This is a genomic window from Streptomyces sp. NPDC057302 (assembly GCF_042667685.1).
GTDB lineage: Bacteria > Actinomycetota > Actinomycetes > Streptomycetales > Streptomycetaceae > Streptomyces.
The window spans coordinates 1-15,315 of sequence record NZ_JBHUZJ010000053.1; the positions used below are offsets into that span (position 1 = coordinate 1).

The window sequence follows — 15,315 nt, forward strand, 5'->3', positions numbered from 1 at the left end:
GGGCCCCCCCCGGGGGGGGGGGGGGGGACGCCCACCCCCCCCCCCCCCGCCCGGGAAAAATCGGTCAGCCGACTCAACGCTGACGGCGTGCCGCTAGCGGCTCAGCACCGACCCGTATCCACTGGCACCCGAAAGCCCCAGCTTCCCGGGAGTCACCGACGTCACCGCCGGGCTCGGGCCGTCCGTGGGCGTACGGGCGTACCAGACGCCGCCCGACTTCGCGTCCTCGCCGGGCGCGCCCACGGCGACGTCCGGGAGGCCGTCGCCGTTGTAGTCGCCGAGGGTGACCGCCGCTCCGAAGCGGTCGCCCGCCTCCGCCGTGCCGGCCACTCCCGCGGAGTTCTGGCTGATGGCGGGGCCCGTGAGGCCCGTGCCCGTGCCGGTCGCGGTGAGGAACCAGTACGAGCCCGCGTTCTTGGCGCTGCCGACCGCCTCCGCCTCGGCGCCCGCGATCAGCTCGTCGCGGCCGTCCTGGTCGGTGTCGACGGCCGTGAGACTCGACCCGAAGTCGTCCCCGGCCTCCGGGCTGCCGCCGACCTGCTCGCCGCTCTGCGTGGTGCAGGAGGCCGGGCCGCCCAGCGTGGTGCCCTTCTTGCCGTACAGGGTGAGGATCGCGCCGCCGAGGCGGTCCTCGCAGTGCGTGCTCTCCGACTCCGGGTTGGCCTGGACGTTGCCGATCGCCAGGTCCGTCGTGTCGTCCCCGTCGAAGTCACCCGCGGCGAGCGCGGTGGCGGTGCTGTCGCCCGTGGACCACGTCTCGTTCCACTCGCCCGTGGCGGCGTCGCGGCTCTTCACCGTCGTACCGCTGACCTCCGTGCCGTCGTACGAGAACGCGAGATCGTCCCCGCCGTCCCCGTCGAAGTCACCGGCGGCGAGGGCGACCGGTCCGGCGAAGTGCCAGCCCTCGACGCGGGACAGCTTGGCGGGGGAGCCCGCCTTGAAGGGGCCAGGACGCATCTCGACCGCGCTGGTCTCGTCGAAGTGGGAGTTGAGGGCGATGTCCTTGTCGCCGTCCTCGTCGAAGTCGCCGGTCGCCAGGAGCGCGCCGTAACTTCCGTCGCTGTAAGCGCCGTTGGCCGCGGTGAAGCCGCCCTTGAAGCCGCTCTTCGCGCCCCACACGACGGCGACGGTGCCCGCGGAGAGGCCCGCGTCGTTGTCCTCGTCGGGTGCGCCGACGACCAGGTCGCTGTAGCCGTCGCCGTTCATGTCGTCCGAGGCGACGGCCGTGCCGAAGCCGTCCCCGGCCTCCACCGTGCCGGGCACGCCCGCGGTGGCCTGGCTGACGGTGGTCGAGCCGTGCTTGCCCAGGCCCGACGTGCCGCCCCAGACGACGTTGACGTAACCGGCCTTGGCCTTGCCGCCGACCGTCGCGCCGGGCACGCCGACCGCGAGGTCCGCGTAGCCGTCGCCGTTGTAGTCGGCGGTCGGCTGCGCGGGCTGCGAGGGCTGGGCCGCGGAGGCGCTGCCCGCGGTCAGGCCCGCGACGCCGAGGACGGTGGCGGCGCAGAGCGCGGTGGCCGAGAGGATCTTGTTCCGGGCGGGTTTCCGCGTGGGCCGGGGCAGTGCGTGCACGAGGTGTCTCCAAATCGCTGAATCACTTGCAAGTGGCGGGAGTTGCTGGGGCGGGCGGTCAGCGCAACGTGGTGCCGAAGCTCGATCCGCCGAGCCCGAAGTCGGTCCCGTTGAAGGAGGCGGCGTACGACGACGTCAGACCCGTGGACGTGCCGCGCAGCACCCACACGGCGCCGACGTCCACCTTCGCGGCGATGTCCTCGCCGGCCGCGCCCGCGGCCAGGTCCGCCTTGCCGTTCTTGTTGATGTCCTTGAGGCGCACGGACGTACCGAAGCTGTCGCCCGCCTCGGCGACGCCGGGCACACCCGCGGTGTCCTGGTGCCAGGCCTTGCCCGAAGTGAACCTGCCCGCACTGGACTTGAGGAGCGTCACGCTGCCCGCGCCGTCCACCGCGGCGACCTCCTCGCCGGGCGCGCCCACCGCGAGGTCCGCGAGGCCGTCGCCGGTGACGTCGCCCGCGGCCACGGACGCGCCGAAGCCGTCGTACGCCTCGTCGGCGCCGGGGATGCCGGTGCTGGCCTGGTCGTACGTCACGGGGGCGCCGAACTTCCGGTCGCCGCCCTTCCGCACGGTGACCGAACCGCCCTTGGTGGCGCCCGAGTTACCGGTGATCAGGTCGTCGTAGCCGTCGCCGTCGACATCACCGGCGGTGGCCGCGTCGCGCGTGGCCGTCCGGTCGCCGCCCTCGGCGAGGACCTCGGCCTGGTAGCCGTAGTCGCCGGCGCCGCCGCTCATGTACGCGGTGTAGGCGCCGCCGTCCGCGCGCTCGCCGTACAGGACGTAGCCGAAGACGTCCTTGTACTTGAAGTTGCCCGCGACCATGCCGTCCAGGTGGGCGCCCTCGGGGATGAAGTCGACCTCGAGGCCGTACGCCCGGCCTTCCGCCCCGGAGTAGTACCACCAGTTGTCGCCGCTGATCACCGCGAGCTGGGGCGCTCCGTCGGTGTCCAGGTCGTTCCAGGTGGTGGCCTCGCCGAAGCGGCCCGCGGTGTCCTCGGGGGCGTTCAGGACGTGGGCGCCGGACGTGAAGCCGTTCTTGCCGCCCTTGATGACGGTGACGGAGCCGGAGGGCTTGCCCTCGACCTGCTCGCCGGGTGCTCCGACGATCAGGTCGGCGTAGCCGTCGCCGTTCGTGTCGCCGCTGGTGATGTTCTCGCCGAACTCGTCCTCGGCCTCGGTGACTCCGGGCACCCCGGCCGTGTTCTGGGTGACGGTGACGGAGCGGCCCTCGGAGACCCCGGAGGCCGAACCGAACGTCACCGTGACGGAGTTGGACTTGGGCGTGCCGATCGCCAGGTCGCGGTAGCCGTCACCGTTGTAGTCGTCCTTGAGTGTTGACGCGGCGCTCGCCGTGCCCGCGAGGGGAAGCGTCAGACCGGCGGCCGCGAGGGCGGCGACGCTCGCGGCGATGGCCAGATTTCGTACGCGCACGTGGGACTCCCGAAAGTGGGGCGATGCTTCCGGGGGTGTGACTGGTGGGGCGTACGAATGGTTGTGCGAGGGGAGAGGTGAGGTGTCAGGCGGGTGAACGAGGAGTCCGTCCGCACGCCGGGCCGCGCCTAGTCCACGTCCCCCAGAGCCGCGAACTCCGCCGTGGAGAACGTGACGAGCGGCTTGTGTGCGACCAGGTCGAGCTTCACCCCCGGGTACACCCCCACCGTGTCCTGCCCGTCTCCCTTGTACGTACGAAGGACCAGATCGGCCCGCTTGTCGCCGTTGAAGTCCGCGACGGCGAGGACCTGGGTGGTGCCCTTGGCCGAGGGGATCACGTTCGACGACGCGTTCATGTCGAGCTTGCCGGTACCTCCCCTGAAGACCCGCACCTCACCGGTGCCGCCCCCGTTCCCGCTGCTGCCGCCGCTCAGGATCAGCTCGCTGCGGCCGTCGCCGTCGAGGTCGCCGGTGTCCACGGCCACGTTCTTCGACTCCATGGTGGCGCGCAGGGTGCCGGGCACGTCGTAGCGCAGGGCGACTCCGGAGGGGCCCGCGATCGCCGCGTCCATGGCCTTGCCCGCGCCGAAGCGGCCGAACGCGATGTCCGTGCCCGCGGGGAAGAGCACGCCGGTCTCGGCGGGGCCCTTCGGGCCGCCCAGGACGAGGGCGCCCGCCGCCGCGCCGGACGCGTTCGCGGCCTTGCGGACCAAGAGGTCGTCGTAGCCGTCGCGGTCGACGTCCGTGGCCCTGCCGGTGACGAGGTCGTTGCCGGGGGCGGCAAGGGGCTTGCCCGCGGCGCGCGGGGCGCCGGTGCGCTTGAACGGGCCGCGCAGGAAGGTGAGCCGGGCGCCGCTCGCGTGCAGGACGAGGTCGGCCGCGCCGTCCCCGTCGAAGTCCCCGCACACCGGCTGGTCGGACCAGTCGTTGCCGAAGCGGGACTGCGCGGGCACCTGCACCTTCACGGCCTTGCCGGTCAGGCCCTTGGGCGAGCCGAAGAGGATCTGCAGCGGCACGGGCGGCCGGCCGATGCCGTCGTAGGGCGGGTCGGTGGAGACCAGCAGATCGGTGAAGCCGTCCTTGTCGAGGTCGCAGGACGCCTCCGACTCGAAGGACGCGGGCAACTCGCCCTTGGTGCGCGCCCCGTTGGTCCGCGCGCTCAGCAACTGCCGTGCCCCGGGCCGCAGCCCGGCCTTGCTGCCGTAGACGACGCCGATGCCCGGGTCGTCGCCGTGGCCGCTGTGCACGAGGTCGTCGAGTACGAGGTCGGGGGCGCCGTCACCGTTGAAGTCGTCGTCGACCTTGCTGCCCTTGCCCTGGGGCACGGGCAGCTGGGCCGCCCCCTTGCCCGCCATGCTGACGGGCCGGTGCCGGGCGTCGGGCTTGTCCGCGTCGTCGTTGCCGCCGCAGCCCGCGAGCAGCAGGGCGCAGCTGACGACGGCTGCCGTGCCCATGACACCCCCGCGTCTCGCGGCACCCCCGCGTCTGACGCCACGTATGCCATGTGTCCCGGCACTCCGCATGCCCATCACCCACCCACCCCGACAGCCCCAACCGACAACAACCAGCACATGATGCCCCCCGCACGCACGACAAGAAAGGCCGGTCCCGCCCCGGAGGGCGGAACCGGCCTCAACCACGTCGAGCGCCGTTACTTCACCGGCTACTTCACCGGCTACTTCACGGGCTCGGGCTCCGGCTCGTCCGCGGTCTCTGACTCACCGGCGGGATCCACCGGGGTCTTCACGGAGTCGAGCAGCAGCTGCGCGACGTCCACGACCGTCAGGGACTCCTTCGCGGCGCCATCGTTCTTCTTGCCGTTGACGGAGTCGGTGAGCATCACCAGACAGAACGGGCAGGCGGTCGACACGATGTCGGGGTTGAGGCTGAGCGCCTCGTCGACCCGCTCCGTGTTGATGCGCTTGCCGATCCGCTCCTCCATCCACATCCGCGCGCCACCGGCACCGCAGCAGAAGCCGCGCTCCTTGTGGCGGTGCATCTCCTGCTGGCGCAGGCCCGGGACGGCGGACATGATCTCGCGCGGCGGCGTGTAGATCTTGTTGTGCCGACCCAGGTAGCACGGGTCGTGGTAGGTGATGAGGCCCTCGACGGGCGTCACCGGGATGAGCTTGCCCTCGTCGATGAGGTGCTGGAGCAGCTGCGTGTGGTGGATGACCTCGTAGTCACCGCCGAGCTGCGGGTACTCGTTGCCGAGCGTGTTGAGGCAGTGCGGGCAGGTCGCGACGATCTTCTTGGCGGACTTCGGCTTCTTGGTCGCCGGGTCCTCGTCGTCCTCGCCGTACGCCATGTTCAGCATGGCCACGTTCTCCTGGCCGAGCTGCTGGAACAGCGGCTCGTTGCCCAGGCGGCGTGCGGAGTCACCGGTGCACTTCTCGTCGCCGCCCATGATCGCGAACTTGACGCCCGCCATGTTGAGCAGCTCCGCGAAGGCCTTGGTGGTCTTCTTCGCCCGGTCTTCCAGGGAGCCCGCGCAGCCGACCCAGTAGAGGTACTCGACCTCGGTGAGGTCCTCGATGTCCTTGCCGACGACCGGCACCTCGAAGTCGAGCTCCTTGAGCCACTCAAGGCGCTGCTTCTTCGCCAGGCCCCAGGGGTTGCCCTTCTTCTCCAGGTTCTTGAGCATCGTCCCGGCCTCGGAGGGGAACGCGCTCTCGATCATCACCTGGTAGCGGCGCATGTCGACGATGTGGTCGATGTGCTCGATGTCCACCGGGCACTGCTCGACGCAGGCACCGCAGCTGGTGCAGGACCACAGGACGTCGGGGTCGATGACGCCGTTCTCCTCGGCGGTGCCGATGAGGGGGCGCTCGGCCTCGGCGAGAGCCGCCGCGGGAACGTCCTTGAGCTGCTCCTCCGTCGCCTTCTCGTTGCCCTCCATGTCCTTGCCGCCACCGGCGAGCAGGTAGGGGGCCTTGGCGTGCGCGTGGTCGCGCAGCGACATGATCAGGAGCTTGGGGGAGAGCGGCTTTCCGGTGTTCCAGGCGGGGCACTGCGACTGGCAGCGGCCGCACTCGGTGCACGTACTGAAGTCGAGGAGGCCCTTCCAGGAGAACTGCTCGACCTGGCTGACGCCGAAGACGTCGTCCTCGCCCGGGTCCTCCCAGTCGATCGGCTTGCCGCCGGACGTCATGGGCTGGAGCTCGCCGAGGGTCGTGGAGCCGTCCGCGTCGCGCTTGAACCAGATGTTCGGGAAGGCGAGGAAGCGGTGCCAGGCGACGCCCATGTTGGTGTTGAGCGCGACGGTGATCATCCAGATGAAGGACGTCGCGATCTTGACCATGGCGAAGAAGTACGTGAGGTTCTGCAGCGTGGAGAGGTCCATGCCGCCGAACCACGAGACGAACGGGTACGAGATGAAGAACGACGCCTCGTAGCTGTCCACGTGGTGCTGGGCACCCTCAAGGGCGTGCAGCGTGAAGATGCAGACGCCGACGATGAGGATGACGGCCTCGACGAAGTACGCCTGGCCCTTCTTGGAGCCCGCGAAGCGGGACTTGCGGCCCGGCTTGTCGGGGTTGCTCAGCTGGCGGATGACGATCAGCGTCAGGATGCCGACGACGGTCATCGTGCCGATGAACTCGACGAACATGTTGTACGGCGCCCACTCGCCGATGATCGGCAGCATCCAGTCGGCCTTGAAGAGCTGGCCGATGGCGTTGACGATGGTCAGGAGCAGCGAGAAGAAGCCCACCGCCACGAACCAGTGCGCGACGCCGACGACGCCCCAGCGGTTCATGCGGGTATGGCCGAGGAACTCCTTGGCCACGGTGACGGTGCGCTGCACGGGCTGATCGGTGCGGGTGCCTGCCGGGACGGACTGGCCGAGCCGCATGTACTGGACGATCTGCACGATGGCACGGCCGAACAGCGCGACGCCGACCGCGATTAGGACCAGCGACACGATGATCGCGGCGAGTTGCATTTAGGGGCTCCTCGGGCCTGCGAGGCGAACTATTACTAAGCGGTAACTTATGCAGTCCGTCTGAGACTACCCACTTACTCAGCCGCACTGTAGCCAGCGCGGCGGTGATCTGCGTCGCTCAGGCAACCCTTGCCGCGCGGCGGCCGTCGAAGCCCAGCTCAGGCCCTGGTTGCGCGTAAGGGCGGGATAAGAGTTGAGTGCCCCCGACTCAGCTCTGTTGACGCCGGCGAAGCGCTCATGCATCCTTGAGTCAGATCCACTCAAGAAACATCTGGAGGAATCGAAATGGCACGTGCGGTCGGCATCGACCTGGGCACGACTAACTCTGTCGTCAGCGTTCTTGAAGGCGGCGAGCCCACCGTCATCACCAACGCCGAGGGCGCCAGGACCACGCCGTCCGTCGTCGCCTTCGCGAAGAACGGCGAGGTGCTGGTCGGCGAGGTGGCCAAGCGCCAGGCGGTCACGAACGTCGACAGGACCATCCGTTCGGTCAAGCGCCACATGGGCACTGACTGGAAGGTGGACATCGACGACAAGGGGTTCAACCCCCAGCAGATCTCGGCGTTCATCCTGCAGAAGCTGAAGCGCGACGCGGAGTCCTACCTGGGCGAGAAGGTGGCCGACGCGGTCATCACCGTCCCGGCGTACTTCAACGACTCGGAGCGCCAGGCGACGAAGGAGGCCGGCGAGATCGCGGGCCTGAACGTCCTGCGCATCGTCAACGAGCCGACGGCCGCCGCCCTGGCGTACGGCCTCGACAAGGACGACCAGACGATCCTCGTCTTCGACCTCGGTGGCGGCACCTTCGACGTGTCCCTCCTGGAGATCGGCGACGGCGTCGTCGAGGTGAAGGCCACGAACGGCGACAACCACCTCGGTGGTGACGACTGGGACCAGCGCGTCGTCGACTACCTGGTCAAGCAGTTCAACAACGGCCACGGCGTGGACCTCTCCAAGGACAAGATGGCGCTCCAGCGCCTGCGCGAGGCGGCCGAGAAGGCCAAGATCGAGCTGTCCTCCTCCACGGAGACCTCGATCAACCTGCCGTACATCACGGCGTCCGCCGAGGGCCCGCTGCACCTGGACGAGAAGCTCACGCGCGCCCAGTTCCAGCAGCTCACGTCCGACCTGCTTGAGCGGTGCAAGAACCCGTTCAACAACGTCATCAAGGACGCGGGCATCCAGCTCTCCGAGATCGACCACGTCGTTCTCGTCGGTGGCTCCACCCGTATGCCCGCCGTCGCGGAGCTCGTCAAGGAGCTGACCGGCGGCCAGGACGCGAACAAGGGCGTGAACCCGGACGAGGTCGTCGCCATCGGCGCCGCGCTCCAGGCCGGTGTCCTCAAGGGTGAGGTCAAGGATGTCCTCCTCCTCGACGTGACCCCGCTGTCCCTCGGCATCGAGACCAAGGGAGGGATCATGACCAAGCTCATCGAGCGCAACACCACGATCCCGACCAAGCGCTCCGAGATCTTCACGACGGCCGAGGACAACCAGCCGTCCGTCCAGATCCAGGTCTACCAGGGCGAGCGAGAGATCGCGGCGTACAACAAGAAGCTCGGAATGTTCGAGCTCACCGGTCTGCCGCCCGCCCCGCGCGGTGTCCCGCAGATCGAGGTCGCCTTCGACATCGACGCCAACGGCATCATGCACGTGACGGCCAAGGACCTCGGCACCGGCAAGGAGCAGAAGATGACCGTCACCGGCGGCTCTTCGCTGCCGAAGGACGAGGTCGACCGCATGCGCCAGGAGGCCGAGCAGTACGCGGACGAGGACCACAAGCGCCGCGAGGCCGCCGAGTCCCGCAACCAGGGCGAGCAGCTCGTCTACCAGACGGAGAAGTTCCTCACCGACAACGCGGACAAGGTCCCCGGTGACGTGAAGACCGAGGTCGAGTCCGCCGTCGAAGAGCTGAAGGAAAAGCTCAAGGGCGAGGACACGGCGGAGATCCGCACGGCCACCGAGAAGGTCGCGGCCGTCTCCCAGAAGCTGGGCCAGGCCATGTACGCGGACGCGCAGGCCGCAGGTGCCGAGGGCGCTGCCCCCGGTGCCGAGGGCGGCGAGGCCCCGAACATGTCCAAGGACAAGGACGACGACGTGGTCGACGCCGAGATCGTCGACGACGAGAAGCCCGGTGACGCGAAGGGCGGCGCCGCATGACCGAGGAGACCCCGGGTTTCGGCGACAGCGCCGAGAAGCCCGACGTCCCCTCCGGCGCCACCCCTGATGACGCGGCGCCGCAGGCCGCCGAGCCCTCCACCGAGGAGGGCCCGGCGGCCCCGGCCGGGGACGCAGCAGACAATTCATCGGCTCAGGCCCAGGCCCAGCAGTCGCAGTCGGCCCAGGACGTGGGTCTGATCGCGCAGCTGGACCAGGTGCGTACGGCGCTCGGCGAGCGCACGGCGGACCTCCAGCGGCTCCAGGCGGAGTACCAGAACTACCGCCGTCGTGTGGAGCGGGACAAGGTGACGGTCAAGGAGATCGCCGCGGCGAACCTCCTGTCCGAGCTCCTGCCGAGCCTCGACGACATCGGCCGCGCGCGTGAGCACGGCGAGCTGGTGGGCGGGTTCAAGTCCGTGGCGGAGGCCCTTGAGACGGTCGTCGCCAAGATGGGCCTGCAGCAGTTCGGCAAGGAGGGCGAGCCCTTCGACCCGACGATCCACGAGGCCCTGATGCACTCGTACGCACCCGACGTCACCGAGACGACGTGCGTCGCGATCCTCCAGCCGGGGTATCGCATCGGCGAGCGCACCATCCGCCCCGCGCGGGTGGCCGTGGCCGAGCCGCAGCCGGGCGCGCAGACGGTCAAGGGCGAGGAATCGGCCGAGGACTCCGCCGAAGCGGCGGGGGACAAGGAGACCGGTGGCCCGGACGAGGGCTGACGTAACGGAGCAGTTGTGAAGCGAGAGGAGGGACGTCGGGGATGAGCACCAAGGACTTCATCGAGAAGGACTACTACAAGGTTCTCGGCGTCCCCAAGGACGCCACCGAGGCCGAGATCAAGAAGGCGTACCGGAAGCTCGCCCGCGAGAACCACCCGGACGCCAACAAGGGCAACGCGAAGGCGGAAGAGCGCTTCAAGGAGATCTCCGAGGCGAACGACGTCCTCGGGGACCCCAAGAAGCGCAAGGAGTACGACGAAGCGCGTGCTCTCTTCGGCAACGGCGGCTTCCGGGCAGGTCCCGGAGGCGGCGGCGCACCCGGCTCCTTCAACTTCGACCTGGGCGACCTCTTCGGAGGCGGCGCCCCGGGCGGTGGAGGAGCGGGCGGCGCAGGCGGTGCCGGCGGCTTCGGCGGCGGTCTGGGTGACGTCTTCGGGGGCCTGTTCAACCGAGGCGGCACGGGGGCGGGCGGCGCGGGCACGCGTACGCAGCCCCGGCGCGGCCAGGACATCGAGTCCGAGGTCACGCTGAGCTTCACGGAGGCGGTGGACGGGGCCACGGTCCCGCTCCGGATGTCCTCCCAGGCGGCCTGCAAGGCCTGTTCCGGCACCGGCGACAAGAACGGCACACCGCGCGTCTGCCCGACCTGCGTCGGCACGGGCCAGGTCACGCGCGGAGGCGGCGGCGGATTCTCGCTGACCGACCCCTGCGTGGACTGCAAGGGCCGCGGGCTCATCGCCCAGGACCCCTGCGAGGTCTGCAAGGGCTCGGGCAGGGCGAAGTCGTCCCGCACGATGCAGGTGCGGATTCCGGCGGGCGTCAGCGACGGCCAGCGCATCCGCCTGCGAGGCAAGGGCGGCCCCGGTGAACGGGGCGGTCCGGCAGGCGACTTGTACGTGGTCGTGCACGTCGACACCCACCCGGTCTTCGGCCGCAAGGGCGACAACCTGACGGTGACGGTGCCGGTGACGTTCACGGAGGCGGCACTGGGCGGCGAGGTGAAGGTCCCCACTCTGGGCGGCCCGCCGGTCACCCTGAAGCTCCCTCCGGGCACGCCCAACGGCCGTACGATGCGGGCGCGGGGCAAGGGCGCGGTCCGCAAGGACGGTTCACGGGGCGACCTGCTCGTGACGGTGGAGGTGGCGGTTCCGACCGACCTCTCCGACACGGCGAAGGAAGCCCTGGAGGCTTACCGCAAGGCGACTGCGGACGACGATCCGCGGGCAGAACTGTTCCAGGCCGCGAAGGGAGCATGAGATGGACGGCCGTCGTCGAAATCCGTACCAACTGACCGACGAGACGCCGGTCTACGTCATCTCGGTGGCCGCCCAGCTGAGCGGCCTCCACCCGCAGACCCTGCGCCAGTACGACCGCCTCGGCCTGGTCTCCCCGGACCGCACGCCGGGCCGTGGCCGCCGCTATTCGGCCCGCGACATCGACCTGCTCCGTACGGTGCAGCAGCTGTCGCAGGAAGAAGGCATCAACCTCGCCGGCATCAAGCGCATCATCGAGCTGGAGAACCAGGTCGCGGCGCTGCAGGCGAGGGTGGCCGAACTGTCCTCCGCGGTGGAGGGCGCGGCCACGGCGATGCAGCAGCGCGAGGCGGCGGTACATGCCTCGTACCGCCGCGACCTGGTCCCGTACCAGGACGTGCAGCAGGCGAGCGCGCTGGTGGTGTGGCGCCCCAAGAGGTCGTCGGAGCAGTAGCTCTTAGTAATGTGACGCGTAGGGGCCGGGAGGTGGCAACCTCCCGGCCCCTACGTTCTGTTGGGGAGAGTGGGGGGCTGCCATGGCCATGGTGGGACTGTTCTGGATCGCCGAGGGCGACGTGTACGTGGGCGCGAAGCCGTCGGGCCTAGCGGCAGGGGTCCGCCTGACCCCGGAAGGCATCGTGGCCCTGGGCGACAGGCAGTCGGCGTTCTACCCTTGGGACGAGATCCACGCCCTGACGGTCGAGGACGCCCCCGTGAAGACGCTGAAGCGGCAGATGGGCGTCCTGGTCGACATGGCCCTGACGGTGGGCCTGGGCGGCTCGGACGACGCCCCGGCGATGACGGTCCGCGTAACGGATGCGAACGCCGAGGAGCGGGAACTGACGGCGTACGTGGCAGCGGCCACGGGCTACTCCCAACCGGAGCACGACCTGTCGCTGGCCCTCCTGGCCCGCATGACGGAGGGCGAGGCGACCTTGCGTACGACGCTGGCGGCGATGGCGCAGTGGGGCCGCGCGCGGGAGGGCGGGTCGCCTCGGGGGGCGGAGCGGGAGGCGTTGTTGCGGGAGTGGGGGGACGCCGGTTTCTGAACCGGCCGCCCCCCGGCGGACGCGTTCTGCCCCCCGGGGGTAATCGCCGCTGCAAATTTACGGCTGGTCGTTGAGGATGCCTGATCCGCCGATGAGGTAGCCGAGTTGGGCCCGGCTCTTGCTGCCGAGCGTGGTGGCGAGTTTGGCGATGTGGACCCGGGCGGTGCGGACGTTCATGCCCAGGCGCGCGGCGATCTCCGCATCGGTCAGCCCTTCGATCAGCAGGCCCGCAACGGCCCGCTGCCGGGTGGTGATGCCGTTGTCCGGCGGTTGCGGGGCGGCCAGCGGGAACATGGGCGTGGCCAGGTGCCATTGGCGCTCGAAGGTCGTCACGAGGTACTCGATCAGGGCGGGGTGACGGACTTCGAGGGCCTGGGTGTTGCCCCGGTGCGCGGGGATGAACGCCACGGTGCGGTCGAAGACGACCAGGCGGTCGGTGATCTCGTCGAGGGTGCGGACCTCGACGTCGCCGGTCAGTTGCTCGAAATGGGCGAGGACGGGCAGCGAGTGACGCGATGTGTGCTGGTAGAGGGTGCGCATCCGGCAGCCTCGGGACAGCATGCCCTGCTCGCGGGGCAGGGCGTCGGCCAGGATCTCGGGGGGCCGGCTCCCGCCGGGCTGCACCGTCAGAAGTTCCTCGGTGGCGCCCGTCGCGGCAAGGGCGATGGCCTCGTTGATGCGGACGAGACCGTCGAGCAGGGTGATCGCCGGATGCGCGGCCGCGGGTGTATCGGCTTCGTTCGCATGGGGCAGATCTGTCATCACATTCCGCTCGCTCTCCGACCGAGGTCAGTGATCCTTGTCCAGGATCCCGGACTGGGCGATCAAGAAGCCGAGTTGCGCGCGGCTTCCGCTGCCCAGTGCGGCGGCGATCTTAGCGATGTGGGCGCGGCAGGTGCGGACGTTCATGCCGAGGCGCCGGGCGATGGCCTCGTCGACGTGGCCCTCGATGAGGAGCCTGGCGATGGTGCGTTGGACGCCGGTGATGCCGTCCGTGGAGGGCGCGTAGGGGACCTCGTCCAGGAGGGGTATCGCTCGTGTCCACTGCTGCTCGAAGACCTTGGCCAGATACTCGACGAGGCCGGGGTGGCGCAGTTCCAGGGCGACCTGGCGATCGGCGCGGGCAGGTATGAGTGCGACCGTGCGATCGAAGATCATCATTCGATCGATCACCTCTTCCAGCGTCCGGACCTCCACGTTGCCCTGAGCCATGCGTGCCGCGTAGGCGAGCGTCCCCTGGCTGTGCCTTGCGGTGTGCTGGTAGAGGGTGCGCATCCTGATGCCGCGGTCGAGGACGGCCTGCCCGCGTTGCATCGCCACCGTGAGGGAGTTCTCGCTGCGGCCGCCCCCCGGCTGGACGGTGAGGATCTCGAAACGGCAGTCCGATGTCGCTCGCTCGATCGCCGCGTCGATGCGGGCGCCGCCCTCCAGCACCGTGATGGCGTGGGTCGTGGGCTCCACGCGGGCGGTTATCGCCATGAACGGCTCAAAAATGTCGGTTAGTTGAAGAGCGAGCCTTCGCCGGTCCTGGATCTCCCGCTCGATCGGCGTGAGGCGCTGCGCGAGCGCGGCGAACGGCGGGATCGGGCGCAGCCAGTCCGCGTCGTCCGGGTCCGGGTGCAGGAGAGCGGACTCGAGCAGACACGGAGTGGCCTCGACTTCGGTTCTTGCCAATCGGCCACTGCTCAATGCGCTGGCGTACAGCCTTGAGCCCTCATCACAAAGTGGGGTCGAGGGGTGCGGATGTGTCGGTTTGGTGCTGTCTGTAAGCAAATCTCCACCCCCCAGGGTCCTGTACGTGCAGGAACATGATGCATCCACCCTGTGGCTTTGACGTGCTCAATTGAGACATCGTCTTGTGGAGCCGGGGGAGAAGAATCTACCAAGTGAGGACGAAGCCGACCATGTTTAAGAGCATGCTTCGCTCGGTGCTTGTCGCCACCTTCTCCGCAGGGCTGGTTCTGGGCACTGTGAGCACACTTGATCTCTCCTGGAACACGGCTCCTGGAGGCAAGGGTGCCGTGTCCGCATTGCCCCCGGACCTTTCTTGGAATACGGCTCCCGGAGGCAAGGACGCTGCTGCGGCCGTGCCGCCGGATCTTTCCTGGCACGTCGCCCCGGCGGGAGCAGGCGCATGAGTACTCCCCCCGACGACCGCACCTTCCGCCGAGAAATGGCCACCGCCTACCGCTCCGGTTGGCACTTCATCGATCTCGCCACCGCGATACCCCACGCAGGCGACTCGCTGATGGTCACGCTTCTCGGTGAGCCGGTGGTCGTCACCCGTGACGACGAGGAGGAGATCCGGGCCTACCGGTGCCTCCGCAAGCCGCGCGGCGCCCCGCAGCCGGTGCGGTGTGCCATTCGGTACGGGATGGTCTTCGTCAATCTCGACCGGCGTGACCACCAGCTGGTCGGTGACGCGGGCCGGCCCGGCGAGCAGCAGGACCAGCAGAGCCCGAGCACCACAGCCGGCACTACAAGAGCCATCACAGCCACCCCCCGCAGCGCCTGACGCGATCCCCCGTCGTTGTACATCGCGCAGGTGCTTCCCCCAGCAGCGGCGCCACCGTGGACCTGAACACGGTGGCGCCGCTGTGGTGTGTGCCGCTGTGGTGTTTCCGGGCGGCCCGCGAGGCGGTGCGAGCCGCAGTCACGCCTCGTTCAGCACCCGCGCGCCCATCGCCCGTGTCAGCCTGATCTCGATCACCACGCGGTGCGGATTCAGCCTCGGAGCCCGCTCGTACCGCTCCTCGTAGCGCCGCTCGCCCTCCGCGATCTCCGCGTCCTCCGTGCGCACGCACGCGTACCCCTCCAGCGTCGCCCAGCGCCGCCCGTCGACCTGGCACACCGCCACCCGCGCTCCGGGCCCCTCGGTGCCCCCCGCCGCCGCCAGGACGTGGCGGACCTTCGCGCTCGACCTGCTGGCCAGCACGCGGGCCACGCCCGCCTCCGGGTCGTACGTCACGCCGACCGGGACGACGTGCGGGGTGCCGTTCGCGCGCAGCGTCGTCAGCGTGCAGAGATGCCGTTCACGCCAGAAGCTGAGGTAGGCGGGGGTCGGGTGGTGCGGGTCCATGGCCATGGGGTGAACCTAACCGTCGGCCCACGGCAGCTGCCTCCGCCTCCCTTGAGTGGAATAGACTCAACTTTATGTACGCTGTTTAAGTCAGGTGGGTACGGG

At 69.5% G+C, this 15,315-nt stretch carries 13 protein-coding genes; 6 read left to right on the plus strand and 7 right to left on the minus strand.

Annotation, left to right across the window (positions count from 1 at the left end; all coding sequences use genetic code 11):
* Positions 1 to 93: 93 nt before the first annotated feature.
* From ACFUPX_RS29575 to ACFUPX_RS29590, 4 genes are all read right to left on the minus strand, one after another.
* The gene (locus tag ACFUPX_RS29575; protein ID WP_383329264.1) at positions 94 to 1,572 is read right to left on the minus strand and encodes an FG-GAP repeat protein; all 1,479 of its coding nucleotides are present in this window, start codon (positions 1,570 to 1,572) and stop codon (positions 94 to 96) included.
* Positions 1,573 to 1,630: 58 nt separating this feature from the next.
* A complete protein-coding gene (locus tag ACFUPX_RS29580) occupies positions 1,631 to 3,004 on the minus strand; it encodes a hypothetical protein (protein ID WP_383329267.1) in 1,374 nt (457 codons plus the stop codon).
* A gap of 128 nt (positions 3,005 to 3,132) precedes the next feature.
* Complete coding sequence (locus tag ACFUPX_RS29585) at positions 3,133 to 4,458, minus strand: FG-GAP repeat domain-containing protein (protein ID WP_383329270.1); 1,326 nt, start codon at positions 4,456 to 4,458, stop codon at positions 3,133 to 3,135.
* A gap of 221 nt (positions 4,459 to 4,679) precedes the next feature.
* Positions 4,680 to 6,947 (minus strand): (Fe-S)-binding protein, encoded by a 2,268-nt coding sequence (locus ACFUPX_RS29590; RefSeq protein ID WP_383329273.1) that lies wholly within the window; start codon positions 6,945 to 6,947, stop codon positions 4,680 to 4,682.
* A 285-nt stretch (positions 6,948 to 7,232) separates the two neighbouring features.
* On the opposite strand from ACFUPX_RS29590, the gene dnaK reads away from it, so the two are divergent.
* The 5 genes from dnaK to ACFUPX_RS29615 all read left to right on the plus strand — a co-directional run bounded on the left by dnaK (position 7,233) and on the right by ACFUPX_RS29615 (position 12,131).
* Positions 7,233 to 9,107 (plus strand): molecular chaperone DnaK, encoded by a 1,875-nt coding sequence (gene dnaK / locus ACFUPX_RS29595; RefSeq protein ID WP_383329276.1) that lies wholly within the window; start codon positions 7,233 to 7,235, stop codon positions 9,105 to 9,107.
* Positions 9,104 to 9,829, plus strand: a complete 726-nt coding sequence (gene grpE / locus ACFUPX_RS29600; RefSeq protein ID WP_383329279.1) for a nucleotide exchange factor GrpE — start codon at positions 9,104 to 9,106, stop codon at positions 9,827 to 9,829. Before dnaK ends, grpE begins: the two co-directional genes overlap by 4 nt.
* A gap of 41 nt (positions 9,830 to 9,870) precedes the next feature.
* Positions 9,871 to 11,085 (plus strand): molecular chaperone DnaJ, encoded by a 1,215-nt coding sequence (gene dnaJ / locus ACFUPX_RS29605; RefSeq protein WP_383329282.1) that lies wholly within the window; start codon positions 9,871 to 9,873, stop codon positions 11,083 to 11,085.
* A gap of 1 nt (position 11,086) precedes the next feature.
* Complete coding sequence (locus tag ACFUPX_RS29610) at positions 11,087 to 11,536, plus strand: heat shock protein transcriptional repressor HspR (protein ID WP_383329285.1); 450 nt, start codon at positions 11,087 to 11,089, stop codon at positions 11,534 to 11,536.
* An 82-nt stretch (positions 11,537 to 11,618) separates the two neighbouring features.
* Positions 11,619 to 12,131 (plus strand): hypothetical protein, encoded by a 513-nt coding sequence (locus ACFUPX_RS29615; RefSeq protein ID WP_383329288.1) that lies wholly within the window; start codon positions 11,619 to 11,621, stop codon positions 12,129 to 12,131.
* 57 nt (positions 12,132 to 12,188) lie between these two features.
* Here the strand turns inward: ACFUPX_RS29615 and ACFUPX_RS29620 are convergent, their stop codons facing one another.
* The gene (locus ACFUPX_RS29620) at positions 12,189 to 12,893 is read right to left on the minus strand and encodes a LuxR C-terminal-related transcriptional regulator (RefSeq protein ID WP_383329290.1); all 705 of its coding nucleotides are present in this window, start codon (positions 12,891 to 12,893) and stop codon (positions 12,189 to 12,191) included.
* A 27-nt stretch (positions 12,894 to 12,920) separates the two neighbouring features.
* Positions 12,921 to 13,904 (minus strand): helix-turn-helix transcriptional regulator, encoded by a 984-nt coding sequence (locus tag ACFUPX_RS29625; RefSeq protein ID WP_383329293.1) that lies wholly within the window; start codon positions 13,902 to 13,904, stop codon positions 12,921 to 12,923.
* Positions 13,905 to 14,265: 361 nt separating this feature from the next.
* On the opposite strand from ACFUPX_RS29625, the gene ACFUPX_RS29630 reads away from it, so the two are divergent.
* Positions 14,266 to 14,646, plus strand: coding sequence for a hypothetical protein (locus tag ACFUPX_RS29630; protein ID WP_383329296.1), 381 nt, complete (start codon positions 14,266 to 14,268; stop codon positions 14,644 to 14,646).
* A 138-nt stretch (positions 14,647 to 14,784) separates the two neighbouring features.
* On the opposite strand, the gene ACFUPX_RS29635 is transcribed toward ACFUPX_RS29630, so the two are convergent.
* Positions 14,785 to 15,216, minus strand: a complete 432-nt coding sequence (locus ACFUPX_RS29635; RefSeq protein WP_383329299.1) for a pyridoxamine 5'-phosphate oxidase family protein — start codon at positions 15,214 to 15,216, stop codon at positions 14,785 to 14,787.
* Positions 15,217 to 15,315 lie beyond the last annotated feature (99 nt).